Origin of the sequence: Bradyrhizobium sp. cir1 (assembly GCF_014198245.1) — a bacterium.
GTDB lineage: Bacteria > Pseudomonadota > Alphaproteobacteria > Rhizobiales > Xanthobacteraceae > Bradyrhizobium.
In genome coordinates this window covers 239,184-263,630 of sequence record NZ_JACIHE010000002.1, presented here as the reverse complement: position 1 = coordinate 263,630, position 24,447 = coordinate 239,184, and the positions used below count along the sequence as shown (strand labels likewise).

The 24,447-nt window shown below is 65.3% G+C and carries 20 protein-coding genes; 5 read left to right on the top strand and 15 right to left on the bottom strand.

The annotated features are described in order from the left end of the window. Window position 1: 1 nt before the first annotated feature. Genes GGD63_RS05710 through GGD63_RS05680 form a run of 7 tightly spaced genes read right to left on the bottom strand, consistent with a single transcriptional unit; the run spans window position 2 to window position 5,867 of the window. Window positions 2–916 (bottom strand): type II secretion system protein GspK, encoded by a 915-nt coding sequence (locus GGD63_RS05710; protein WP_183239923.1) that lies wholly within the window; start codon window positions 914–916, stop codon window positions 2–4. Continuing rightward, window positions 913–1,617, bottom strand: coding sequence for a general secretion pathway protein GspJ (locus tag GGD63_RS05705; RefSeq protein WP_210315653.1), 705 nt, complete (start codon window positions 1,615–1,617; stop codon window positions 913–915). The genes GGD63_RS05710 and GGD63_RS05705 overlap by 4 nt, the downstream gene beginning before the upstream one ends. A gap of 38 nt (window positions 1,618–1,655) precedes the next feature. Beyond that, window positions 1,656–2,051 carry a prepilin-type N-terminal cleavage/methylation domain-containing protein gene (locus GGD63_RS05700; RefSeq protein ID WP_183239921.1) on the bottom strand — a complete coding sequence of 132 codons (396 nt, stop codon included), beginning with the start codon at window positions 2,049–2,051 and terminating at the stop codon, window positions 1,656–1,658. Beyond that, window positions 2,029–2,523 carry a prepilin-type N-terminal cleavage/methylation domain-containing protein gene (locus GGD63_RS05695; RefSeq protein ID WP_183239920.1) on the bottom strand — a complete coding sequence of 165 codons (495 nt, stop codon included), beginning with the start codon at window positions 2,521–2,523 and terminating at the stop codon, window positions 2,029–2,031. The genes GGD63_RS05700 and GGD63_RS05695 overlap by 23 nt, the downstream gene beginning before the upstream one ends. Then, window positions 2,486–2,941, bottom strand: coding sequence for a type II secretion system major pseudopilin GspG (gene gspG / locus GGD63_RS05690; protein WP_183239919.1), 456 nt, complete (start codon window positions 2,939–2,941; stop codon window positions 2,486–2,488). Before gspG ends, GGD63_RS05695 begins: the two co-directional genes overlap by 38 nt. Window positions 2,942–2,964: 23 nt before the next feature. Next, complete coding sequence (locus GGD63_RS05685; protein WP_183239918.1) at window positions 2,965–4,176, bottom strand: type II secretion system F family protein; 1,212 nt, start codon at window positions 4,174–4,176, stop codon at window positions 2,965–2,967. Between the two features lie 5 nt (window positions 4,177–4,181). After that, on the bottom strand, window positions 4,182–5,867 hold the full coding sequence (locus tag GGD63_RS05680; RefSeq protein WP_183239917.1) for an ATPase, T2SS/T4P/T4SS family: 1,686 nt from the start codon (window positions 5,865–5,867) through the stop codon (window positions 4,182–4,184). A gap of 123 nt (window positions 5,868–5,990) precedes the next feature. Between GGD63_RS05680 and gspD the strand changes: the two genes are divergently transcribed. Together gspD and GGD63_RS05670 are read left to right on the top strand one after the other, a co-directional pair. Further along, window positions 5,991–8,381 carry a type II secretion system secretin GspD gene (gene gspD / locus GGD63_RS05675; RefSeq protein WP_183240739.1) on the top strand — a complete coding sequence of 797 codons (2,391 nt, stop codon included), beginning with the start codon at window positions 5,991–5,993 and terminating at the stop codon, window positions 8,379–8,381. Between the two features lie 4 nt (window positions 8,382–8,385). Continuing rightward, a complete protein-coding gene (locus GGD63_RS05670; RefSeq protein ID WP_183239916.1) occupies window positions 8,386–8,982 on the top strand; it encodes an A24 family peptidase in 597 nt (198 codons plus the stop codon). A 136-nt stretch (window positions 8,983–9,118) separates the two neighbouring features. Here the strand turns inward: GGD63_RS05670 and GGD63_RS05665 are convergent, their stop codons facing one another. The 5 genes from GGD63_RS05665 to GGD63_RS05645 form a co-directional block, all read right to left on the bottom strand. Then, window positions 9,119–9,595, bottom strand: coding sequence for a tetratricopeptide repeat protein (locus tag GGD63_RS05665; protein WP_183239915.1), 477 nt, complete (start codon window positions 9,593–9,595; stop codon window positions 9,119–9,121). A gap of 229 nt (window positions 9,596–9,824) precedes the next feature. Next, window positions 9,825–10,622 carry an enoyl-CoA hydratase/isomerase family protein gene (locus GGD63_RS05660; RefSeq protein ID WP_183239914.1) on the bottom strand — a complete coding sequence of 266 codons (798 nt, stop codon included), beginning with the start codon at window positions 10,620–10,622 and terminating at the stop codon, window positions 9,825–9,827. A gap of 24 nt (window positions 10,623–10,646) precedes the next feature. Further along, window positions 10,647–11,846 (bottom strand): alanine--glyoxylate aminotransferase family protein, encoded by a 1,200-nt coding sequence (locus GGD63_RS05655; protein ID WP_183239913.1) that lies wholly within the window; start codon window positions 11,844–11,846, stop codon window positions 10,647–10,649. A 115-nt stretch (window positions 11,847–11,961) separates the two neighbouring features. Then, window positions 11,962–13,245, bottom strand: a complete 1,284-nt coding sequence (locus GGD63_RS05650) for an MFS transporter (RefSeq protein ID WP_183239912.1) — start codon at window positions 13,243–13,245, stop codon at window positions 11,962–11,964. Window positions 13,246–13,300: 55 nt separating this feature from the next. Beyond that, a complete protein-coding gene (locus tag GGD63_RS05645; protein WP_183239911.1) occupies window positions 13,301–14,503 on the bottom strand; it encodes an alanine--glyoxylate aminotransferase family protein in 1,203 nt (400 codons plus the stop codon). Window positions 14,504–14,636: 133 nt separating this feature from the next. Between GGD63_RS05645 and GGD63_RS05640 the strand changes: the two genes are divergently transcribed. From GGD63_RS05640 to GGD63_RS05630, 3 genes are all read left to right on the top strand, one after another. Further along, window positions 14,637–15,386, top strand: a complete 750-nt coding sequence (locus tag GGD63_RS05640; protein WP_183239910.1) for a GntR family transcriptional regulator — start codon at window positions 14,637–14,639, stop codon at window positions 15,384–15,386. Between the two features lie 102 nt (window positions 15,387–15,488). Continuing rightward, window positions 15,489–18,464: an FAD-binding and (Fe-S)-binding domain-containing protein gene (locus tag GGD63_RS05635; protein WP_183239909.1), complete on the top strand. Its 2,976-nt coding sequence runs from the start codon at window positions 15,489–15,491 to the stop codon at window positions 18,462–18,464. Beyond that, complete coding sequence (locus GGD63_RS05630; protein ID WP_183239908.1) at window positions 18,457–18,885, top strand: heme-binding protein; 429 nt, start codon at window positions 18,457–18,459, stop codon at window positions 18,883–18,885. Before GGD63_RS05635 ends, GGD63_RS05630 begins: the two co-directional genes overlap by 8 nt. Window positions 18,886–19,314: 429 nt before the next feature. Here the strand turns inward: GGD63_RS05630 and ltrA are convergent, their stop codons facing one another. The 3 genes from ltrA to GGD63_RS05615 form a co-directional block, all read right to left on the bottom strand. Further along, window positions 19,315–20,670 (bottom strand): group II intron reverse transcriptase/maturase, encoded by a 1,356-nt coding sequence (gene ltrA, locus GGD63_RS05625; RefSeq protein WP_246785366.1) that lies wholly within the window; start codon window positions 20,668–20,670, stop codon window positions 19,315–19,317. 811 nt (window positions 20,671–21,481) lie between these two features. After that, window positions 21,482–23,074, bottom strand: coding sequence for a DHA2 family efflux MFS transporter permease subunit (locus tag GGD63_RS05620; protein ID WP_183239906.1), 1,593 nt, complete (start codon window positions 23,072–23,074; stop codon window positions 21,482–21,484). After that, the gene (locus tag GGD63_RS05615; RefSeq protein WP_183239905.1) at window positions 23,071–24,333 is read right to left on the bottom strand and encodes an HlyD family secretion protein; all 1,263 of its coding nucleotides are present in this window, start codon (window positions 24,331–24,333) and stop codon (window positions 23,071–23,073) included. The genes GGD63_RS05620 and GGD63_RS05615 overlap by 4 nt, the downstream gene beginning before the upstream one ends. Window positions 24,334–24,447 lie beyond the last annotated feature (114 nt).

The following is a 24,447-nucleotide window of genomic DNA, read 5'->3' as shown; positions in this document are numbered from 1 at the left end:
CTCACAGAGGCTTTCCGGCAGAGCCGTCGAAGGCGTTGTGCCACGACAATACACGATAGGGCTCGTCGCCGCTTTCGAGAAGCAGGATGACGATTTCGGCCGAGCTGCGGCGATGCGACGGCGCCTCGACGGCGACCGTCATCCGGTACGCCTTCGAGCCCTCGATCGTCGCATTGGCGCTGCCGGCGAGCCCGACCAGGGAGCGCGGGTCGACCTTGGGATCGGCGCGGTCGCGCAGCACCTGCTGAAGCGTCTCCGGCGTCATGCCGGGGAGCGCGGCCACCACCTGCGGCGCGGCATCGAGCACGTTCACGGTGCGCATGTTGCTGAACACGGTGACGAACGGCATCACGCGTTCCACCACGGCGGATGGAATGCCGCGCACCAGCCAGAGCTCGTCGCTGTGCGGAAACGGCGCGTGACGCGGCAAGTACGATGCGCCGAGCGTGCGATAGTAGGAATCCTCCGGATTGTCCTGTCCGGACTCCGTCGACGAGCGCCAGGCCAGGATCCGGTCGGCATAGACGGGCGCATCGCTCGCGGAGACGCCGAGTGCGCTCATCAGACCGGCGAGTATCGGCTTCGGCGCCATGTTGAGGTCGACGCGCGCAGATTCCGAGCGGAACGTCACGCTTACCCGGCCGGCGCCGACGCGGGCATTGAAGGTGCCGCTGGTCGGACGTGCCGCTTCGTTCTGCGCCGTCAGCCGGTAGGCGGCGAGCTCGAGCCCGGCGTTCACCAGCGCGTCGGCCTGCAGCCGGTCGGCGTTGACGGCAACCGTGACCGCGGTGTTGGTGACATAGGTCAGATAGATCAGCGCCAGCGCGGCCAGTGCCGCCAGCATCCAGAGCACCGCGACGACGATGAAGCCGCGGCCATCACCCAGCGTCGCATGGTCGGGCCTCGCGCCGCTCACAGCTGCTGCTCCTCTTTCGTCGGTTGTTGCGGCCGGCTGCCCGCCGCGACGCAGGTCACCGGATTCTTGGCCCGCGCGCATTCCGCCGGTGCCGTGATGTGCGGGATCACCGCGCCCGACACCGCCAGCACCTGGCCGCTGGCGCCGTCACGCACGGTGATGCGGATGCGAGCCGGCAGTTGCGGCTGGCCGCGCCAGGTCGGCTGCCACTGACCGTCCTGGCCGGCATAGGCGAAGCTGACGCGGAACGGCGCCCGGATCAGCACGACCTGGTCGACGAAGCGGATCTGTCCGTCCGTCGGCATCGGCTGGAACGGCGCGCGCTCGCGCACCAGCGCGAGCCCCTGCGCGTCGGCCTTCTCGATCAAGCGGATGAATTCGAGCCCGGGACGCGCGCTCGGGCCGAGCGCAGTGCGCAGGAACGTCACCGACAATTCGGCGCCCTCGAACAGCGGCGCCTTGGCATCGCCGTTGACCGTCATCTGCTCGGCGACCGACAGGTCGGCGATGATGCGGTCGAGCCCGGTCGCGAGGCGCTCGGCCCGCTGCACGCGGGCGATGCCGCGGTTCCAGTTCGGCAGCCATTGCGCCGTCACCGTCGCGAGCGCCGCCAGGATGACGGTCATCAGCAGCGTCGCGAGCAGCACTTCGAGCAGGGTGAAGCCCGCCTCGTCGGCGAGTGCGCGGCGCAGGCGCTTCATGGCCAGGCCTTCAATAGAGCCTTGAATAGAAAAGCCCTTCACTGTGAAGCCCTCGGCACCAGCTTCACCGTCGTCACCTGGATCGCAGCGCCGTCGGCGCGCTGCAGGCGCAGATTGACGGCCATCGGCACGAAGCGATCGGTCTCGGGATTGCCACCCGTCACGCTCATCGGCGCAACGTCGACGCGCCAGCGACTGCCGGCGAGTTCGCCACTCTGCCGCCCCGGTTTCAGCAAGGACCGCGCCGGCAGGTTCGCAAGCAGGGTCTCGGCCGTGCCGGCGAGCACGAGACGCTGGTCGATCGCACGCGTGCCCTTCGCCGTCGTGGCGATGACCGAGCCAATCGTCCCGAGCACGACGGCGATGATCGCGAGCGCGACCAGCGCCTCGATCAGCGTGAAACCGGCGGCGTCAGAGCAGCTTCTGCGGGACAATCTCGACGCCTCCGGTCAGCCAGTTGACGCGCACCTCATAGCCCATGCCGGGCCGCGCCAGCGCGATCGTTCCCCCGCACGACATGCCCGACGGAAAGAAGTCGATCGAGCGTCCCGCTGCGCGATCGGCACAGCGCGAGGCCAGCATCGCCTGCATGACCACGTCGCCCGGCAGGCGGATGGTCCGCCCGGTGACGCCGGAACGGATCGCGCGCGCCTCGGCGTCGACCTGCGTCGTCACCCTGACCTGCCGGCGCAGCGCCGCGCTGCGGTCGGCCTTCAGCAGCGCCGCGGTCTCGACCGCGTAGCTTTCGAGCCTCGCCCGGGTCGTCGAGCGCGGTATCGCCGGCAGGATGATCGCCGCGAGCAGGCCGATGATCGCGAGCACGCACAGGATCTCGATCAGCGCGAAGCCGCGCGCATGGCGGATGGCTTCAGCGCGCGCCGCTGACAATGTCGGCTGCCGTTCCACTGCCGCCTTCCTGGCCGTCCGATCCGAGCGAAATGATCTCGTAGGGCGCGCTCGCGCCCGGCGAACGATAGACGTAGATGTGGCCCCACGGATCGCTCGGCACCACGCCGCCGCGCAAATAGGGCCCGTTCCAGCCGGACTGGTTGGTGTTGCGGGTCAGCGCCGCGAGGCCTTCGTTGGACGTCGGATAACGGCCGAGATCGAGAAAATAGAGATCGAGCGCGCTGGAAAAACTCTCGATCTGGATCTTCGCCGCCTTCGCCTTGGACTCGCTGAGATAGTTCAGCACGCGCGGGCCGACCAGCGCCATGATCATCCCGATGATGGTGATGACGACCAGCATCTCGACGAGGGTGAAGCCTGCTTCCCGTCGGCCGGCGCGCCGCCGACCGCGGCTTGCTGATGGATGTTTGGTCACTTCAAGCTTCTCCCGTTCCCTGCCTATCCGACAATCTGGCTCACCGACATCAGCGCCGTCATCACCGAGGTGATCAGGCCACCGACGACCAGCGAGATCGCGATGATGGCCGCCGGTCCCGCGATGCCGACGGCGCGGTCCAGCGTACGCTGCAACTTGGCCTCGTAGAATTCGGCGACCCGCCCGGACAGCATCGGCAATTGCCCGGTCTCGTCGCCGAGCCGGAGCATGCGCACCGCCATCGCCGGCAACGCCGCGGTCTCGGCCAGCGCATCGGAAAGTTTCGAGCCGTGGCGGACGCGGTCGGCGGCCTCGCTCCAGACCGTGGACGGGCCGGTCGTGGCCATCATGTCGATGAGGATGCGCAGCGTGGTGGTGAGATTGACGCCGCTGCCGAGCAGCAGGCCGAGATTGCGACAGAACAGCGCCGTGCGGTACGCGCTCATGACGTTGCGGATCGCCGGCAGCCGCGTGATCGCGTTGGTGATGCCGCGGCGGATACGCTCCTGCCGCAGCAGAAGCCATGTCGCGGCGATGACGGTCGCGAGGCCGGCCAGCACCACGTCGGAATTGCCGCGCAGGAAGGTCGAGATGTTGAGGAAGACACCGACGACCGGATCGACCTTGGCACCGAAATCCTGCAACACCGATGCGAATTGCGGCAGCACGAAGGTGAGGAAGAACAGCAGCACGCAGCCGGCCGCGCCGAGCACGAACAAGGGATAGCGGATCGCATCCGACAACCGTCGCCGCAAGGCCTCGCTGCGCGCGCGTTCGCTGGCCAGCACCTCCAGGACCTGATCGAGAGACCCCGAGGCCTCGCCGACCCGCACCAGCGCGATGTACATCGGCGGAAACAGCCCCTCATGCCGTGCCAGCGCTTCGGCAAAGCTCTCGCCCGAGACGACGCGGGAACGGATGTCGGCAACGACCGGCCGCAGCCGGCCGAAATCGGGATCGGTCGCGAGCAGCTCCAATCCGTCATTGATGCGGGCGCCGGCCCGCAACAGCAGCGCGAGGTCGCGGGTGAAGATGGTGACGTCTTCCGGCTTCGGCCTGTTGAACAGGCTGGTCACGCGGCCGGCCGCGCCGCTCTCCTCCGGCGTGACGTTGTCGACGAGGACAAGACCGAGCCGCTCGATCCGCTGCGCGACATCGCCCGCCGCGGGCGCGGCGATGGCGCCGGAGACCAGTTCGCCGTTGGCATTGAGCGCGCGGTAACGATAGTTCGGCATGGGCGTCAGCGCACCGTCGTGACGCGGAAGAGCTCGGGCACGGTGGTGAGCCCGGCCCGGCATTTGGCCACCGCGTCCTCCAGCATCGTCGTCATGCCGCCCCGCATCGCGGCGGCGTCGATCGAATGGGAGTCGGTCTGCGGTCCGACCAGCGCGCGGACCTCGTCAGACATTTCGAGGATCTCGAACACGCCGTTGCGGCCGCGATAGCCGGTGCCGCCGCAGCGCTCGCAGCCGCCGGCCTCGTGCACGACCTCGCCGCACTTGAAGCCGACCACCGCAAGGCGCGGATCCTTGGCAAGATCGGCCTCGGTCAAAGCATGCGGCACCTTGCAGCGGTCGCAGAGCACGCGCACCAGGCGCTGCGCCACCACCGCGCGCAGCGTCGACTTCAGCAGGAAGCCCTCGATCCCGAGATCGATCAGGCGCGGCACGGCCGCCGCCGCCGTCTCGGTGTGCAGCGTCGTCAGCACCAGATGGCCGGTCAGCGCGGCATGGATTGCGATATGGGCGGTCTCGGCGTCACGAACCTCGCCGACCATGATGACGTCGGGGTCCTGGCGCACGAAAGCGCGCATGGCCGAGGCGAAGGTCAGGCCGATCGACGGCTTGACCTGGGACTGGTTGATGCCAGGGATCTCGTATTCGACGGGATCCTCGATGGTGAGGATCTTTCGCGTCGGCTCGTTCAGGATCGACAGCATGGTCGCGAGCGTCGTGGTCTTGCCGCTGCCGGTCGGGCCCGTGACGACGATCATGCCGTGCGGCATCGCCAGGAGGCGCGTCATCACGCTCTCGTCGCGCGCGGCAAGGCCGAGCTTGCTCATCTCCAGGAGGCCGCGGTCGCGCGGCAACAGGCGGATCACGGCGCTCTCGCCGTGCTGCGTCGGCATGGTGGCGACGCGGACGTCGATCTCGCTGCGCCCGACGCGCACGCGCGCGGCGCCGTCCTGCGGCAGCCGCCGCTCGGCGATGTTGAGGCTGGCGAGAATCTTGATGCGCGAGATCAACGCCTGCGGCGGGATGCCGTGCGGCGACGGCAATACGCGCAAGAGACCGTCGACGCGCATGCGCACGGCAAGTCCGGCGCGGAACGGCTCGACATGGATGTCGCTCGCGCGCAAGTCCGCCGCGCGCTCCAGAAGATCGTTGAGCGCGCGCACCACCGGCGCACCGCTGGCGAGATCGCGCAGGCTCTCGATGTCGTCGTCGGACTGCTGCTGCAATCGAACGCCTTCGTCCGCATTTGTTTCGGCGGCGCCGGTTCTTTGGTCGAGAGCTGTCGTAATATCTTCATATGACGCGACGACAATATCGACCTGCGTGCCGAAGACAATCTCGGCGGCGCGGATGGCGGCTGCATCCAGAGGATCGGCAATCGCTATTCCGTAAATTCCGCTCGAAGAGCGGAATGGAAATATAGTCGATTCCCGCAGGAATCTATGTGAGAAGCCGTCGAGGCAAGGCGTGATTGACAGTAACTGCGGAAGACTGAGCCGCGGAAATCGAAAATATTCCGAGACCTCGTCAGCAAATTCGGCTGACGAGAGGTCCATCTTCTCCCACAGCTCGCGGAGCGACCGACCAGATCCGGCATCTGTCGGACCAGCGAGGCGCGTAAGCGCGCGTGACGGTAGCGAGTGCTTTGCGAGAAGATGCTGTTTGAAGGTGTCGACCGCGACGTCTTGCATGACCTTCACCGCACCACGCTTGTTAGTAACACATCCATCCGGCCCGCTCACGACCATGGAGTCCACGATAGGTTTACTAGCAAGAAATGGCAGCGACGCAAATTTTGGCGCATACGATCCATGATGGATCAGACACATTTTTCGGCCACTCGAAGCGGCAGCCGTCATATTTCGTTCAAATTACTCCAGCCGCTCTTGCGCCTCCGCTCAGCGTTGCCTGGAGCGCTCATCCTGTTGTCGTCCGGTTTCCTGCTCGGTGCGTGCATCGTCACCGCCGATCAGTCGATCGAGGCCGATCCAAAGGATCCGCGCGCCCAGGACATCGCCGACAAGATCCGCTCCCTCGACCTGCAGCCGCGGCAAGCTACGGACACGGGCGCGAGCGGCATTGCCCAGACGAAATCGTCCAAGCCCGCGATATACCTCAGCGATGGCACAACGCCGCAAGGCGGCACGCTGGCCGAGCGCGATGATGGCGGCGGCAGTGGCTATGACCTCAATTTCGAGAATGCGCCGGTCGCCACCGTGGCAAAGGTCATTCTTGGTGACGTATTGAACGTCGGCTACACGATCGACCCGCGCGTGCAGGGGACCGTGACGTTGGCCTCGGTGCGCCCCGTGCCCAAGGCAGACACGCTGTACATGCTGGAGAACGCGCTACGCATGTCCGGTGTCGCGCTGGTCCGCGACCGCACCGGCTATCGGCTGCTCCCGGCGCCGGAAGCCGGCCCCGGCGGCATCGACCGTTCGATGAATGCCGCGGCCGGCCAGGGCGTGACGGTGGTGCCGCTGCGCTATGTCTCGGCGCAGAACATCTTCAAGCTGCTCGATGCCTTCGGCGTGAAGGCCTCGACCATGCGTCCCGACAACGCCCGCAACACGCTGATCGTCAGCGGCAGCGGCGCCGACCGGGCGACTGCGGTCGACACCATCCTCTCCTTCGACGCCGACTGGATGCGCGGACAATCCGTCGGCATCTTCCCGGTGCGCAATTCCTCGCCGGAGCCTGTCATCACCGAGATCGAGAAGATCATGGATTCCGGTGAAGGCGGCATGAGCCAGAACGTGATCAAGTTCCAGCCGATCTCGCGGCTCAACTCGATCCTCGTGGTGAGCCAGAAGCCGGAATATCTCAAGCGCGCCCAGACGTGGATTGCGCGGCTCGATCGCTCCGACACCGACGGGGTGAACCTGAAATCCTTTCCGCTGCGCTACGGCAATTCCAAGCTGATCGTGGCGCTGCTGAACGAGATGCTGCTCAACCAGGGCTCGGCGAGCAGTTCGACGCTCGATAACGCGTCGAGCCAGATAGCGCCCGGCGCCGGGATGTCGACGACGTCCTCCAGCAATCCCGTGGCGTCGCTGAGCGCACTGCCGACTGCTGCCGCGGGGGCGGCAACGCCGGTCACCACACCTACGGGATCATCCTTCAGCGCCCGTCTCGCGCCCGCCGCCGCCGCGACACCTGCGCAAGACAATGGCCTCGGCGGACCCGCGGGCGGCGGGGCCAAGCCCGGCCTCAACGGCATCCTCCAGAACGTGCGAATCACCGCCGACGTCACCAACAACGCCGTGCTCGTCTACGCCAACCAAGAGGCACAGCGCATCGTCGAGCAGACCATCCGGCAGATCGACCGGCCGCAGCGCCAGATCGCCATCGAGGCGACGATCGCCGAGGTGACGCTGAACGACCAGTTGAATTATGGCGTGCAATTCTTCCTAGCGAGCCAGAAGGGTTCGATCTCCAACACCATTTCGGGCGTCAGCAACAGCGCCACGATCGGAAGCAACACCGAGCCGGCGAGCAATCCAGTCAATGCCGCCGCCGGTGCCCTGCTCGGCCGCGCGCTGCCGGGCTTCAACTTCCTGATCGGCTCCGAGAACTCGCCGCGCGTCGTGCTCGACGCATTGCACGGCATCACCAACGTCAAGGTGCTGTCGAACCCGTCGCTGGTGGTGCTGGACAACCAGACCGCGACCTTGCAGGTCGGCGACCAGGTGCCGTTCTCGACGGGCACGGCGACCGTGCTGACCGCCAACAACACCGTGGTCAACACCATCGACTACAAGAACACCGGCATCATCCTGCGGGTGCTGCCGCGCGCCAATGCCAACGGCAACGTCGTGCTCGACATCGAGCAGGAGATCTCGAGCGTGGCCGCCGGCAGTGCCAACTCCTTGACGCCCACGATCTCGCAGCGCCGGGTGAAGAGCTCGATCGCAGTGACGAGCGGGCAGACCGTGCTGCTCGCCGGTCTGATCAGCGAGACCGAGAACAGGCAGCGCCAGGGCCTGCCGATCCTGGATTCCATTCCCGGCATGGGCGATGCCTTCTCGCATCAGACCAACGCGCGTGCCCGCACCGAGTTGATTTTGTTCATCCGCCCGACCGTGATCAAGGACGGTGTCGATGCTCACGTCATCGCCGAGGAGATGCGCAGCAAGATGAACGGCCGTATAGTCGGGACCAGCAATCCCGTGGTCACCGTGAGCCCGCCCGGGGCGGTGCGCTAACGGCGTGACAGACCGGATTGTGAACAACGGTACCGGCGCTCCGCTCGCACTCGGCATCGCCCTGCTGCTGGGGGTGTTCGCGAGCCTCGCCACCGCGCCGGGGGCGGAAAGCCTGTACGGCGCGTTCCTGGCTGCCCTGATGCTGGCAATCGCCGCGCACGATGCCCGCCACTATCTCATTCCGAACGAGCTGACGGGCACGGCTTTCGCGCTCGCCCTGCTCCGCGCCGGGGCGTTCGTGCCCGATATCGGCCTGGAGGCGCTGCTCTGGCCGCTCGCCCGTGCCGCCGCCGTGGCGCTGCCGCTGCTGCTGCTGATGGCGCTCTACCGGCGCTGGCGCGGCCGTGACGGGCTCGGGCTCGGCGACGTCAAACTCGCCGCGGTGTGCGGCGCCTGGCTCGATCTTGTGACCGTGGCCGCGGTGATCGAGCTTGCGGCGCTGCTCGCGATCGCCGTCTATGCCGCCAATGCAGCCTTGCGAAAGAAACCGCTGCGCGGCACCGCCCTTCTGCCGTTCGGATTGTTCCTGGCACCGGCGATCTGGCTCGGTTGGCTGGGCGAGACCTGGTACGCGAACTGGCCCGGCGGCTGGTCCGGCTAAGGCGCGGTGATCGCGGAAGGACTCGACATTCCGCCGCATGCGGGACGCGCCGCGCCGGCGGTCGCCGTCTACTGTGCATGGGGTTGTTTTCGCACTTTTTTGTTTGGGGCCAGTAGACCCGGTGTGGGAAAGGCCGTCAGTGCTCGCGGCTCGGCGCCCATTCCAGCGCCCGCAGGCGGGCCTCGGCGATCTCGCCACGCGTCATCTTGGTGGTGACGGCATCGCGGATCCGGGCCCGCGCCTCGCGCGCCGGCGGAGGCGCTGCGGACGTCGACAGGTTGAGCCATTTGGAGGCCTCGACGATGTCCTGCGGCACGCCAAAGCCGCGGTCGTAGAGCAGGCCGAGCGAATATTGGGCACGGCTGTCGCCCTGCTCCGCCGCGCGGCGGTACCACATCGCAGCTTCCGCATAGTTCTGCGGCACGCCACGGCCGGTCTCGAACAGGAAGCCGAGATAGGTCTGCGCCGCCGCGTTGCCGCGCTCGGCCAGCGGAATGAAGATGCGAGAGGCCGCCGCATAGTCCTGGCGGTGGAATGCGGAGACGCCCTGGCGAAGCGACTGGGCCTCGGCACCGGTAGCGCTCCCGAGAATCCAGCCAGCAAGAACGAGCAACGCTAGCGCGCGGCGAGGCGGCCGACCCCGGAGGTTCGCTGCCTGATCGGGCCCAACCTTCCTTATCATCCTGCCCTCCTGTCGACTACGGCAGCAGCTTAAGCCAGGGGCGTGACGGAATCCTAACACTTTGGCATGCAACTGCCGTATCGCGCCTGCCACACAGGCTTGCTAATCTTGATGACGCCGGCTGGACGGCATGTCCACCGGCTCAAAGACCTGGGGCGCGCTACCTGCCCTTCCAGACAGGCGCACGCTTGTTGAGGAAGGCGTCCATGCCTTCACGGAAATCCTCGCTCATATAGGCCTTGAGGATCAGGTCCTCGCCCTCTTCGCGCGACAGCGTGCGGCGGATGCGGCGCACCGCTTCCTTGGTTGCTTCCAGCGTGAGCGGCGCATGGCTGGCGACGAGCTTTGCGGTCTCGTCCGCGCGGCGCTGCAGCGTCTCGACGTCGGGCACTATCTCGTTGAGCAGGCCGAGCGCCAGCGCCTCCGGCGCCTCGACCAAGCGCGCCTTGAAGATCATATCCTTGGTGCGCGCGGGACCGACCAGCGCGACGACGCGGCTGATGTTCGACATCGACAGGCAGTTGCCCAGCGTGCGCGCGATCGGGAATCCCATCCGCGTCGTCTCGGTGCCGATGCGGAGGTCGCAGCAGGCCGCAATGCCGGCGCCGCCGCCGGTGCAGGCACCGGCAATGGCCGCGATCACGGGCACGCGGCACTGCTCCAGCGTGCCGAGCACGCGGTCGATCCGCGCCTCGTAGTCGAGCGCGTCCTGCGCGGTCTTGAACGCACGGAACTGCGAGATATCGGTGCCGGAGGCGAACGCCTTGTCGCCCGCGCCGGTCAGGATCAGGGCCTTGATGGAGCGGTCGGCGTTGATCTCCTGGCAGATCTCCGCCATGCGGTCATACATGGCGAAGGTCATGGCGTTGCGCGCCTGGGGGCGGTTGAAGGTGATCCGCGCGATGCCGTCCGTGACGGAGTAGAGCAGGTCTTCGTTGGTCGTCGTCGGTGCGTTCATCGCGCGCTCACTTTCTAGGTTAGTTCAGGCCACCTGAGCCTTGGTCATCGGCACCACGTCGCGTCCCTTCAGGACGTCCATGGCCGCCAGCACGCCGCCGCTCCGGTGCGGGATCTTTGCAAGATCCAGGCCCATCTCGACGCCGGCGAGCGTACCCATCAGCATCAGGTCGTTGAAATGTCCGATATGGCCGATGCGGAACACCTTGCCCTTGACCTTGTTCAGGCCGGTGCCCAGCGACATGTCGAAGTTTTCCAGCACGACCTTGCGGAAGGCGTCGGCATCAAAGCCCTCAGGCACGCGCACGCCGGTCAGCGCCGGCGAATGCGCGGCAGGATCAGCGCACTGCGTCTCCAGGCCCCAGACCTTGACCGCGGCACGCGTCGCCGCGCTGTGACGCTTGTGGCGGGTCCAGACGTTCTCCAGCCCTTCCTCCTCCAGCATCTTCACCGCCTCGCGCAGGCCGTAGAGCAGATTGGTCGCCGGCGTGTAGGGGAAGGTGCCGAGCTTGTTGAAGCTGATGACTTCCTGCCAGTCCCAATAGGAGCGCATGCCCGGATTGGCCTTGGCAACGGCGAGCGCCTTCTCCGAGACGGCGTTGAAGCCGAGACCGGGCGGCAGCATCAAGCCCTTCTGCGAGCCGGCGACCGAGACGTCGATGCCCCAGGCGTCGTGCTCGTATTCCATCGAGCCGAGGCCGGAGATGGTGTCGACCATCAGCAGCGCCGAATGCTTTGTGCGGTCGAGGATCTTGCGCACCTCCGCGGGCGGCGTGACGCAGCCGGTCGAGGTCTCGTTGTGCACGACGCAGACCGCCTTGATGGTGTTCTGCTTGTCGGCGGCGAGGCGCTTCTCGATCTCAGCGAGATCGGCGCCGTGGCGCCAGTCGCTCGGGATGAAGTCGACGTCGAGCTTGAACTTGTCGGCGATACCGCGCCACAGCACTGCGAACTGGCCGGTCTCGCACATCAAAACCTTGTCGCCGGGGGAGAACACGTTGACCATCGCCGCTTCCCAGGCGCCGGTGCCGGACGAGGGGAAGATGATCACGGGCTGCTTGGTGCGGAACACGCGCTGCATCGCGGCAAGCACGGCGAAGCCGAGCTCGGCGAACTCCGGACCGCGATGGTCCAGCGTCGGCATGTCCATCGCCCGCAGCACGCGGTCGGGCACGTTGGTCGGTCCTGGAATCTGTAAGAAATGCCTTCCAGTATGCACGGTCATAGGCGTCCTTCCCGGTCTAGCCTTATTTTGAAGGCCGCCGAATAGCACCATTTGACCGGCTTGTCCCCCTCCCAAAGGGCGACTCCCATGCACAAGCGGCGGGTATCCGCCGCCCCTATTCCGCGGCCACCAACTTTCCGGCCGGCCCCCTGCCCTCGACCGCCGCGAACGGCCGCTCCGGGTGCATGAGGAAGGCGGAAAAGCCGCCGAGCAGCAACAGGCCCATCGACATCAGGAATGGCAGGTACCAGTTGCCGGTCGCGTCGATCACGAAGCCAGCGACCAGCGGGGAGACGATGGCGGCGAAGGCCGAGCCGGTGTTCATGATTCCCGAGGCGGTGCCCGAATATTTCGGGGCGATATCCATCGGGATCGACCACATCGGGCCGATCACGAGCTCGGCACAGAAGAAGCCGGCCGAGAGGCACAGCGCCACCACGGTGATGTCGTGGACGAACAGGATCGGCAGCAGCGAGAGCAGCGCCCCCGTAAACCCTGTTACGGTGACGCTCAGCCGCGCCAGGCGAACATTGCCGGTGCGATCGAGGATCCTGTCCGAGATCACGCCGCCGACGCTGTCGCCGACCACGCCGGCGAAGAACACGCCGGAGGCGAACAGCGCCGAGTTCTTGATGTCGAGATTGTAATTGTTCTTGAAGAACAGCGGCAGCCAGTTGAGGTACAGCCACAGGCACCAGCCGTAGCAGAAGTAGGTGAGCGTCACCGGCCACATCCGCCCGAGCAGCGGGCCCCACGGCACGCGCGGCCGCTCGCCGGTCGGACGCGGCGGCAATGCGGCAAGCTCGGCCTCGGTGATGGAGGCATGCTCCTTCGGCTCGTTGCGGAAGTACCAGACCCAGATCACGCCCCAGATGAGGCTGACGAAGCCGAGCACGACGAAGGCGCCGCGCCAGGTCAGCCAAAGGATCAGCAGCGCCACCACTGGCGGCGTCACGGCATTGCCGAGCCGGGCGAAGGAATGGGTCAGGCCTTGCGCAAAGCCGCGGCGGTTGGCGGGCGTCCAATATTGCATCGCGCGCGTTGCGGTGGGGAACGTCGCGCCCTCGCCAAAACCGAGCGCGAACCGCGCGACGAATAGCGCAGCGAGACCGGTGACGAAGCCGGTCATGATGGTGGCGACCGCCCAGATCATGCCGCACCAGAACAGCGTCTTGCGCGGCCCGAAATGATCGCCGACCCAGCCGCCGATGACCTGGAACAACAGGTAGGGATAGGCGAAGGCCGAGAACACGAGGCCGAGCTGGGTGTTCGACAGACCCAGCTCCTTCTGGATCTCGCTTGCGGCCGTGCCGATGTTCACCCGGTCGACATAGGTGATGAAATACATCGCACAGAGCATCGCCAGCACGACATGCGTGGCCTTGAACCGAACTCCCATCTCACCCCTCCCGTATCGCTGTTGTTATGATTGCTGCCCGCCTGTCCCGCGCGATTTAGGTGCCGACCACTTTCAGGTGCGGCGAGGCGTTGCCTTGCGGACGCTGCTCCAGGAGCTTCATCGCGACATCGACACCGCCGGAGCGATGCGGCACGCCGGCAACCGACAGGCCCATCTCGACGCCGGTGAGCGCGCCGAGCAGCGTCAGCGCATTGCATTCGCCGAGATGGCCGATGCGGAAGACTTTTCCGGCGACCTTCGAGAGGCCCGAACCGAGCGACATGTTGTAATTGTCGAGCACGACCTTGCGGAATTGATCGGCGTCATGGCCGGGCGGCATCAGCACGGCCGTCAGCACCGGCGAGAACTCTGAAGACTCCTGGCAGAGCACTTCGAGCCCCCAATGATTGACGGCGGCGCGCGTCGCGGCGGCGAGCCGCTGATGCCTGGCGAACACGTTGGCGAGCCCCTCCTCGAGCAGCATCGCGATCGCCTCGCGCAGGCCGTAGAGCAGGTTGGTGGCCGGCGTGTAGGGGAAGAAACCCTTGGCGTTGGGCTTGAGCATCTCCTCCCAGTCGAAATAGGAGCGCGGCATCTTGTTGGTCTTGGACGCAGCCAGCGCCTTCTCCGAGATCGCGTTGAAGCCGAGACCGGGCGGCAGCATGAAACCCTTCTGCGAGCAACTGACGCTGACGTCGACCTTCCACTCGTCGTGGCGGTAGTCGACCGAGCCGAGCGAGGAGATGGTGTCGACCATCAGCAGTGCGGGGTGGCCCGTGCGGTCGATCGCAGCACGGATCTCGGCGATACGGCTGGTCGCGCCGGTCGAGGTCTCGTTATGCACGACCATGACGGCCTTGATCGTGCGCGCCTTGTCCTCGGTGAGCTTGGCCTCGATCACCGCAGGATCGGCGCCGCGGCGCCAGTCGCCCGGAACGAAATCGACCTCGATGCCGAAGCGGCCGGCCATCTGCCGCCACAGGGTGGCGAAATGGCCGGTCTCGACCATCAGCACCTTGTCGCCCGGCGACAGCGTGTTGACGATCGCGGCCTCCCAGGCGCCGGTCCCCGACGAGGGGAAGATGATGACCGGGCCTTTGGTCTGGAAGATCTTCTGGCTGCCTTCGAGCACGGTGCGGCCGAGCTCGCCGAACTCCGCGCTGCGGTGGTCGATGACAGGCATGTCCATGGCGCGCAGGACGCGCTCGGGGACCGGGCTCGGGCCCGGAATCTGAAGGAAATGACGTCCCTGGTGCATGAAAACCTCCCTATCGGCGGGTTATGGCCGGCTCTGTTGGCTATTTTGCATTCATTCTTTGTCCTTTCAATCGAAATTTGGTATTCGATTGTGGACGTCGACGCGACCAAACGAGCAAACTACTGTGCTGCAAATGAAATCCACGATTCCCGACACCGGGGTTCCGATCACCCCGCCCGCCGGCAATGGCGGCGACCGCCAGGAAAACCGTCACGAGGCCTCGCTTCACGGCGAGATCCTGCTGCGGCTGCGCGACTACGTGGTCGAAGGCAACATTCCGGAAGGAGCCCGCGTTCCCGAGCGGCGGCTCTGCGAGATGCTCGGCATCTCCCGTACGCCCTTGCGCGAGGCCCTGAAGGTGCTCGCCGCCGAGGGTCTGATCGAGCTATTGCCCAACCGCGGCGCACGCGTGCGCCAGCTCAGCCAGCGCGATCTCGAAGAACTGTTCGACGTGATGGCGGGACTGGAAAGTCTGGCCGGGCGCCTCGCCTGCGAGGCCATTACGGATGCGGAAATCACCGCGATCGAGCAGCTGCACTACGAGATGTACGGCCATTATCTGCACCGCGATATGCACGGCTATTTCCAGACCAACCAGCGCATCCACGAGAGCATCGTCGCGGCCGCGCGCAACGAGACGCTGAAGATCGCCTACGCCAACTTTGCCGGACGGATCCGCCGCGTCCGCTACTCCGCCAATTTCGCCCGCAAGCGGCAGCGCTGGGCGGAAGCGATGCGCGAGCACGAGTCCATCCTCGATGCGCTGCGCCGCCGCGCCGGCAGCGAACTCAGCGACATCCTGTTCCAGCACCTGCGCAACAAGCGGACGGCGGCGATCGAGCATCTGACCGAGCCCCAAGAGGACGCGCCAGCCTCCGCCTGAGGCGGCCGGCTTGCTCATTTTGAATTCATAATATAATCGGTCAGGAACAATAATGAATAACTCAGCAAGGCTGAGCCTCGCTGAGGCAGTCCGGGATCAGGGATGACAAACGCCTCCTCGCTCGAACGGCGCCTGCGGTCGGAATTGACCGGCGACGTCCTGTTCGATGACTTCAGCCGCGGCCGCTACGCCACCGACGCCTCGTTCTACCAGATCATGCCGGCCGGCGTGGTGGTCCCGAAAACCATGGACGAGGCCCTGAGGGCCTTGGCGATCGCCCGCGACGAGGGACTGAAGGTCACCCCGCGCGGTGGCGGCACCTCGCAATGCGGCCAGACCGTCAATGACGGCCTGGTGGTCGATCTCTCCAAGCACCTGAACCGCATCCTGTCGGTCGACGTCGAAGGCCGCACCTGCGTGATCGAGCCCGGCATCGTGCTCGACGACCTCAACCGCCAGCTGAAAAAGCACGGCCTGTGGTTTCCGGTCGACGTCTCCACCGCCTCCCGCGCCACCATCGGCGGCATGGCCGGCAACAATTCCTGCGGCGGCCGCTCGCTTCGCTACGGCACCATGCGCGACAACACGCTGTCGATGGAGGCCTCGCTCGCCGACGGTACGCTGGGCCGCTTCGGCGAGGTCTCGCGCGATCTCTCCGACCTCGAGGCCAGCGACGCCACCCGCGCCCTGTTCCGCGACATGCTCGATCTCGGCACGCGCGAGGCCGACGAGATCGCCGCGCGCTTCCCAAAGGTGCAGCGCCGCGTCGGCGGCTACAATCTCGATGCGCTGGTGCCGCGCAACGCACCGAACAACATGGCGCATCTGCTGGTCGGCTCGGAAGGCACGCTCGCCTTCACCACCAAGGTCGAGCTGAAGCTCTGGCCGGTCATCCGCAACAAGGCGCTCGGCGTCTGCCATTTCGGCAGTTTCTACGAGGCGATGGACGCGGCCCAGCACCTCGTCAAGCTCAAGCCGATCGCTGTCGAACTGGTCGACCGCACCATGATCGCGCTCGGCCGCGACATCGCGATGTTCCGCCCGATCATCTCCGCGGCGATCAAGGGCGATCCGGATGCGGTGCTGGTGGTCGAGTTTGCTGAGGAGGACCAGGCCGACAATCTCGTCCGTCTCAAGCAGCTCGGCGAGCTGATGGGCGATCTCGGCTTCGGCTGGAATAACGACACGCGCAAATGGGGCGGCGTGGTGGAGATCACCGAACCCGCACTGCAGAGCGGCATCGCCGATTTCCGCGCCGCCGGCCTCAACGTCATGATGTCGATGAAGCAGGAGGGCAAGCCGGTTTCCTTCGTCGAGGACTGCGCCGTGCCGCTGCCGCATCTCGCCGACTACACCGCGCGGCTGAACGAAGTCTTCGCCAAGCACGGCACCAGCGGCACGATGTACGCGCACGCCTCAGAGGGCTGCCTGCATGTGCGCCCGGTGCTGAACCTGAAGCTGGAGAAGGACGTCAAGGCGATGCGGGCCATCGCCGAAGAGGCCTTCGCGCTGGTGCGCGAGTACAAGGGCTCGCATTCCGGCGAGCATGGCGACGGCCTGGTGCGTTCCGAATTCCACGAAACCATGTTCGGCGAGCGCCTCGTTGCCGACTTCAAAGAGGTCAAGCAGCGCTTCGATCCCAATGGCGTCCTCAATCCCGGCAAGATCATCGACGCGCCCAAAATGGACGATCGTTCGCTGTTCCGCTTCAAGCCCGACTATCGCGTCAACGAGCTGAAGACGAAGCTCGACTGGTCGGCTTATCCCGGCGCCGGCGGCGGGTTCCAGGGCGCGGTCGAGATGTGCAACAACAACGGCGCCTGCCGCAAGCTCGAAGGCGGCGTGATGTGCCCGTCCTATCGCGCGACGCGCAACGAGAAGGACGTCACGCGCGGCCGCGCCAACACGCTGCGCCTTGCGATCTCCGGCCAGCTCGGCCCCGATGCGCTGTCCTCCGACGAGATGATGGAGACCCTGAAACTCTGCGTCTCCTGCAAGGCCTGCCGCCACGAATGCCCGACCGGCGTCGACATGGCCAAGATGAAGATCGAGGTGCTGGCCGCGCGCGCTGCCAGCCACGGCCTGAGCTTCCGCGACCGCCTGGTCGGCTACCTGCCGCACTATGCCGGCCTTGCGTCGCGCTTCGCGCCAATCGCGAATTTGCGCAACCACAGCCCGCTGTTGCGAAAGCTGTTCGAGCGGTTTGCCGGCATCAGCGCGCGTCGCGCCCTGCCCGCCTTCCGCAGCGACGTGTTCGTGCCGCCAGCTGACAGAGTCGGCCCGGAGAGCGGCCGCGAGGTCGTGCTCTTCACTGATACTTTCAATCGCATCTATGAGCGCGAGAACCTCGACGCTGCGCTGCGCGTGCTCACGGCTGGCGGCTATCGCGTGCACATGCCGAAGCCTGTGAGCGGTAACCGGCCGCTGTGCTGCGGCCGAACCTTCCTCTCGGCTGGCCTCGTCGACGAAGCCAAAGCCGAGCTCGACCGTCTCGTGGCCGCCTTCGCGCCTTTCGCCGCGCGCGGCGTGCCGATCGTCGGCCTCGAGCCGAGCTGCCTGCTGACGCTGCGCGACGAGCTTTCCTCGCTGCGCAAGGACAACGACGCCAAGGCCGTCGGCGCCCATGCGCTGACCTTCGAGGAATTCTTGGTGCGCGAGGCCGAGGCCGGACGGCTGCAACTGCCGCTCGGCGCGGTGGCCGACAAGACCGTGGTGCACGGCCATTGCCATCAAAAATCCTTCGGCGCCTTCAAGCCGGTCGAGCAGGTGCTGCGCCTCGTCCCCGGCCTGAAGGTCGAGACCATCGAGTCCAGTTGCTGCGGCATGGCCGGCGCCTTCGGCTATGGCGCGGACACGTACGATGCCTCGATCGAGATGGCCGAGCTGTCGCTGCTGCCCGCCGTGCGGCGCGCGGATCCAAATACGCTGGTCGTCGCCGACGGCACCTCCTGCCGCCACCAGATCCACGACGGCACGAAGCGCGAGGCGCTTCACGTCGCGCGCGTGCTGGCGATGAGCCTCGATCACTCCGAAACCCATTCCACCTCTCAAGCTGCAAAGGAAACCAGCCATGGCTGACCTCTCGCTCGACATCGCCCGCAAGATCCTCGACGCCGCTTTCGCGAAGGCTGGCGAGCTGAAGCTGAAGCCGCTGGTCGTGACCATTCTCGATGCCCGCGGCGTGCTCAAGCTCGCGGCGGCGCAGGACGGCACCAGCCTGATGCGCGCCGAGATCGCGCACGGCAAGGCCTATGGCGCCCTCGCGATGGGCATGGGCTCGCGCGCCCTGTTCCAGCGCGCGCAGGAGCAGGCCTATTTCGTCGACGCCGTGAACACCATTGCCAAGGGCGCGCTGGTGCCGGTCCCCGGCGGCGTGCTGATCATGGACGGCAGCACGCTGCTCGGTGCCGTCGGCGTCTCCGGCGACACCTCCGACAATGACGAGGCCTGTGCGGTGGCGGGCATCCAGGCGGCGGGGTTGAAGGCCAACGCGGGGTAGCCTCCACGCTACCGGGCCGCGTCGCCTTCTTCCACGTCGAAAGATGGTCTCGCAGCAGGCTTCGTCGGGGGTTCGAGTCCCTGGAGCGCTACCGCCTTTCCACACCAACCAACCCTGCGATACCTCATCCGATCTTACGCATAGGGCAGTTCGTGAGCCCCGTGGGGCGAGCGCAGATTTACCCTCACAAAGGCGAAAGTTGAAAGACCTCCAGCTGCAGGTCAGGCAAAAGCGTCCTCTGTCGTGGAAGATCGAAAACGCGCCCGTATTCGGTGTCGAAATCATACCGTAAGGCACGTGGGTGCCCCTCGTCGGCTTCCTTCCGACCCAGAGTGCAGGGTCGAGTAGAGGCGTCGATCGCTCGACGCCTCCCTCACAGATCCGGACGTGCAGCTTTCCCGCAGCCGGCTCCTCTGACGAGTAGCTTGATCAGACCATTTGGTGACGCCAGTCGCGTACATGCCCGATCGGTATCGGGAAGACCTTCAGGATTGCGTTGAACCGCTCCCACGACAGCTTCGGCCGTTGGCTTCGCCGTAGTAGGACCCGCCGCCACGCCTTCATTACCTGAAGACGGAAGCGACCGAGGCAGGTGCTGTTGCCAGGGATGCCGAAGTAGGCGTAGTGCCCGCGCAGCACCGCAGCCAGCCACCTGTGCTGATCGCGGAGCCGTTGGTGCATCCGCCGCCTCATCTCCTGGCGCAGCTCCTTCAGTTTGCGGATCATCCGCTTCCTTTGGGTCTTCTGGCAGTGGAGGAAGCGCCCAGCTCTGGTCTTGCCGCAGTAATGCGTGAAGCCCAGGAAGTCGAACACCTCCGGCCGCGCCCTGCCCTTGCGCCGACGGTTTTCTTCAGCAAACCGTCCGAACTCGATCAGCCGTGTCTTGTCCTCATGAAGATGAAGACCGAACTTGGCCAGTCGCTCCACCAAGGCCGCCATCATCGTCTCTGCATCCTGCCGTCGCTGGAATAGGAGCAAGTAGACGTCGGCATATCGGACCAGCCGTACCTGACCGGTCGCATGCCTCCGCTTCCACTGCTCCACCCAGAGATCGAGCACATAATGCAGGAAGATGTTGGCGAGCAGCGGGCTGATGCCCGCACCCTGGGGCGTTCCTTCCACCGTATCGGCGTACACGCCATCCTCCAGGATGCCGGCACGGAGCCATTGGCCAATCAGCCGCAGGACTCTCGGGTCGGCAATCCTGTGCGCCAGCATCCGCAGCAGCCAGGCGTGGTCAACGCTGTCAAAGTATCTGCGGATGTCGGCATCGAGTATCCAGTTCACTGGCTCCGTCGTAATGGCCTCGCGCACCACCCGCAGCGCCTGATGAGCACTGCGTCTGGGTCGGAAGCCAAAGGAGCAATCGAGGAAGTCGGCTTCATAGATGGCGCTCAAGACCTCCGCCACCGCGCCCTGAACGATTTTATCTTCCAGCGCGAGGATGCCGAGAGGCCGCTGACCGCCGTCAGCCTTAGGGATGTACGTCCGGCGAACCGGCAACGGCCGATAGCGGCCGCCATGGACCCTGTCGGCTAGATCGCGAAGATTACCTTCGAGGTCTTGCCCGTAGGATTCCACTGTCACCCCGTCTACCCCGGGCGCCGCCTGCCGCCGCAGCCGTCGATGCGCCCTTTCGAGCGCAGCGATGTCAACGTGGTGCAGCAGCGCCGTGAACCTGGTCTGGCGCGACCGTTTGGCCGCCTCATTCACCCTGGTGAGATTGGCTGACAGGATGACCCGGCTCTGTGTCCGGTCCCGTGCCTGCTCACCGGAGTTTCCCATCAGTCGGGGCCTTCCCTCCGGTCGACTCGTTGCCTTCGCCGCCATCGACAGTACTACGCCCCGATCCGCCACCCTGCCGTGCCTGAGGAACAGCCTCTGCTTTTCGCTCGGCCAATTCCCCCTCCGGTGACGAGCCGGAGCACATGACAGGGTTTCTCAGGTTCCCATGATTTCTCTGCGCGCATGATGTGGTCTCCGACCCCGGCGGCCCAGAACCTGCTCGCCTTTAGCGCAGATCCCGGTGTTGCCTTCGACTTTTGAAGCAGCCAAGGCGACCGCGACGATCCGATTACGTGGCCCAATACACACCCTGCACGCTTGCTGTCTACGCTTGGTCCTGCCGTTACCGGTTCGGACCCAAGACTCGCTACGAGGCGTCTGGCTAAGACCTACCTCGGCAGAACTTTCATCCGCTAGACATCATGAGCTTCTCCTGACGCACTTCAAATCCCGGAGGCGCAACTACCGACACCGACATTCCGTTCGGGTGGCGATCTGACCGAGGGGCGTTCCCTGCGTCCCGAACGCAGTGAGCATCTTCTAAGTCATTGACTTTCTTGATACGGCAGCCCCGCCGGTCGCATTCTGTTCACGTTCATTTCGCTCAATTCGTTGCGATTTCATTGCGGCTGGATGAGAACGACAGCTCGACACGATGAGATCACCTAGTTTAGTGAGCTGAAACTGGCCGAGCGGTGCTGTTCCAAATGACAGGTGGCAGCACCCTGCGCTTCCGATAGTGTGGTGTGGTTTCAGGACGAGGTCCGCGGTCCGCCCGTGCACGTGCGCAAGATGGGGAGTGGTGCCAACTTCAATGACCCACCTGGACCGGACCGCCGAGCCTGACTTTTCGCAAAGTCAATGCAAGCGGAATAGCCGATAATGAAATCAGCATCAGCACCCAGAAGGCATCCATGTAGGACTGGAAGGACGCTTGGTTCTGCACCTGCTGTCCGATCCACTGCATCGCTTGCTGATGTGCTTGTGCAAGAGAGTTGCCCTGAGAGACGAAAACATTCGTAATCTGCTGCAGCGTATCCTGATATTGCAGACTCGATGGCGTCACCAGCTCGGCCAGCCGACTCTGGTGAAACTGCGCGCGATGCGCCAACACGTTCGAAACCAGCGAAACGCCGATCGAGCCTCCTGTGTTGCGCGCCGCGTTGATCAGCGCTGACGCTTGGTCGGTCTTGTTGGGTGGAATCCCGTCATAGGACGCCGCCATGATTGGCACGAAAATTAGGGGCAGTCCGACACCGAGGAGCATGCGGGTGCGCGCCATGAACCAGAAGCCAAGATCGGCATAGACGCTCGTCATGCTGTACATCGAGATGGCGATGACGGCCGCGCCGGCAACGATTAGATATTTCGGCTGCATCTTGGCAGCGAGGCGGCCTACCACGAACATCATCAACATGGTGACGATGCCGCCGGGCGACAATACAAGCCCGGCCCAGGTCGCGGTGTAGCCGAAATCCTGCTGCACCAGTTGCGGGAGGAACTGGGTCGTCGCAAGCAGGATTGCGCCGGTCGCCGTCATCACCAGGAAGCAGGCGCCGAACTGCCGGCTCGCCACCATGCGCAGGTCTATCATCGGATTGGGACGGCACATTTCCCACGGGATCATCAGAATGAAGGCCATGCCGCAGATGGCCGCAGAGGTCACGATGAACGGTGAAGCAAACCAGTCGTCTTCCAGTCCGCGATCGAGCATCACCTCCAACGCACCGAGGAAAGTTGCCACCAGCACGAAACCGATGATGTCGAACCCGGCTTTTGGCTGCTCTGCCTCCGTCTTCGCCGGTTCGTGCAGCACCGCGGCGATAAGGGCAATCGCGAACACGCCGACGGGGGCGTTGATCAGGAAGCACCAGTGCCAGGACAGATTGTCAGAGAGCCAACCGCCGAGCGTCGGCCCGACGACCGGGGCCACGACGACGGCCACCCCGAACACTGCAAAGGCCTGACCGCGCTTGGCGGGCGGGAAGGCGTCGGCAAGAATTGACTGCGCCACCGGTACCATACCGCCGCCGCCGAGGCCTTGCAGGATACGGAATAGCAGCAGCGCATTCAGGCTGGAAGCGAAGCCGCACAGGATCGAGCTCACCGTGAAGATGCCGAGACAGATCAGGAAGAAAGTCTTGCGGCCAAGCATTCTGGCAAGAAAGCTGGAGGCGGTCAGAATGATTGCATTCGACACCAGGTAGCTGGTGACGACCCAGGAGGCTTCGTCTGAGCTCACGCCCAAGCCGCCGGCAATATAGGGCAGCGCCACGTTTGCGATGGTGGTGTCAAGCACCTCCATGAAGCTCGCCAGCGCGACCACGATAGCGATCAGCCAGGGGTTGGCGGCGGCTGCGCCCCGCGAGGAAACCGCTTTTGCGTCGATCGCGGAGCCGCTCACAGCACTCTCTCCAGGCGGTCCAAAAGCGAAGGTGTTGCATCAATCCGCACCCTCGGCACCACAGACATACCCGGTCCCAGCGCGACGTCGGCCGGAGGGTTTTCGATCGCTATCTTGACCGGCACGCGTTGCACGATCTTGACGTAGTTGCCGGTCGCATTCTGCGCCGGCAGCAGCGAGAACGCCGTGCCAGAGCCGGGCTGCACGCTCTCGACATGACCCTCGATGATCCTCCCCGGGTACGCGTCGATCCTCACCTTGACATTCTCGCCGGGCCGCATCCGGTCGAGCTGGATTTCCTTGAAGTTCGCCGTGACCCAGATCTGGTCCGGCACGAACATGGTCAGGTTGGTGCCGGCCTGTGCGAACTGACCGACCGCGGCCGACAGGTTAACGACGCGACCCGGCTGCGCGGCGGTGACTGTCGTATAGGAGAGATTGAGCGATGCCTGGTCGCGTTGCGCCTTGGCCTGGGTGAGATTTGCGACCGCGCTCTTGCGCTGTGCTTGCAGCGCTTCCACCTGCCGGCGCGCGAGATTGAGGGTTGCCTGCGCGCTGAGTTGGGCGGCCTGCTGCTGATGCAGTTGAGAGGTATACTGCTCGGAGTTCTGCACCGTGCCGTAGCCGGTCTGCTCCAAATGCTGATAGCGCTGCGCCTGCTGCTGGGCGAACACAAGCGCCGCCTGCGCCTGATCGACCTGTGCCTGGTTGGCGGCAATTTGCGCCTGCTGGACGTCGAGCTGCGCGTCGACATTCTCGATGTTGGCGCGGGCGGCCGCGACCTGCGCTTCAGCCTGAGCCAGGGCAGCGCGATAGTCGCGATCGTCGAGGCGCGCGATCACGTCACCCGCCGCGACGTGCTGGTTATCAGTGACCGGAACGGCGCTAATGTAGCCGGAGACCTTCGATGCCAGAGGGAATTGCCGAGCCGCGATAAAGGCGTCGTCAGTCTCCTCGAAATGCTCGGTATAATCCATGTAGAGATAGCCGGCACCGATCGTGGCGAGCAAAACAGCAGTGACCGCAATGGCGATCGGGCGGTGGCGGAGCGGCCCGCGGGGGGCTGCGCTGCCGGGGACACCTGGATGAATTGTATCCGGCGAAGCCGCCTCCTTGGCGGCGGGGGGCTCCCGTGCAGCAACCCGCGAGATGACCTCTGCTCTGTCGGAGACACCTAGGGTCTCATAAGTGGCCGACGCCGAACCCTCCGTGCCGCCGCGGCCCGGTTGCTTGAGCTCCAAACCATGGTGTTCAGACATGACTGCTGCTCCCAACCATCCCGTTTCATAAATAAAACGATACCGTTTCGTTTACCGACACATAGTCTCAAGGGCCATTCGGAGTCAATAGAACGATACGGTATCGTTCTATTT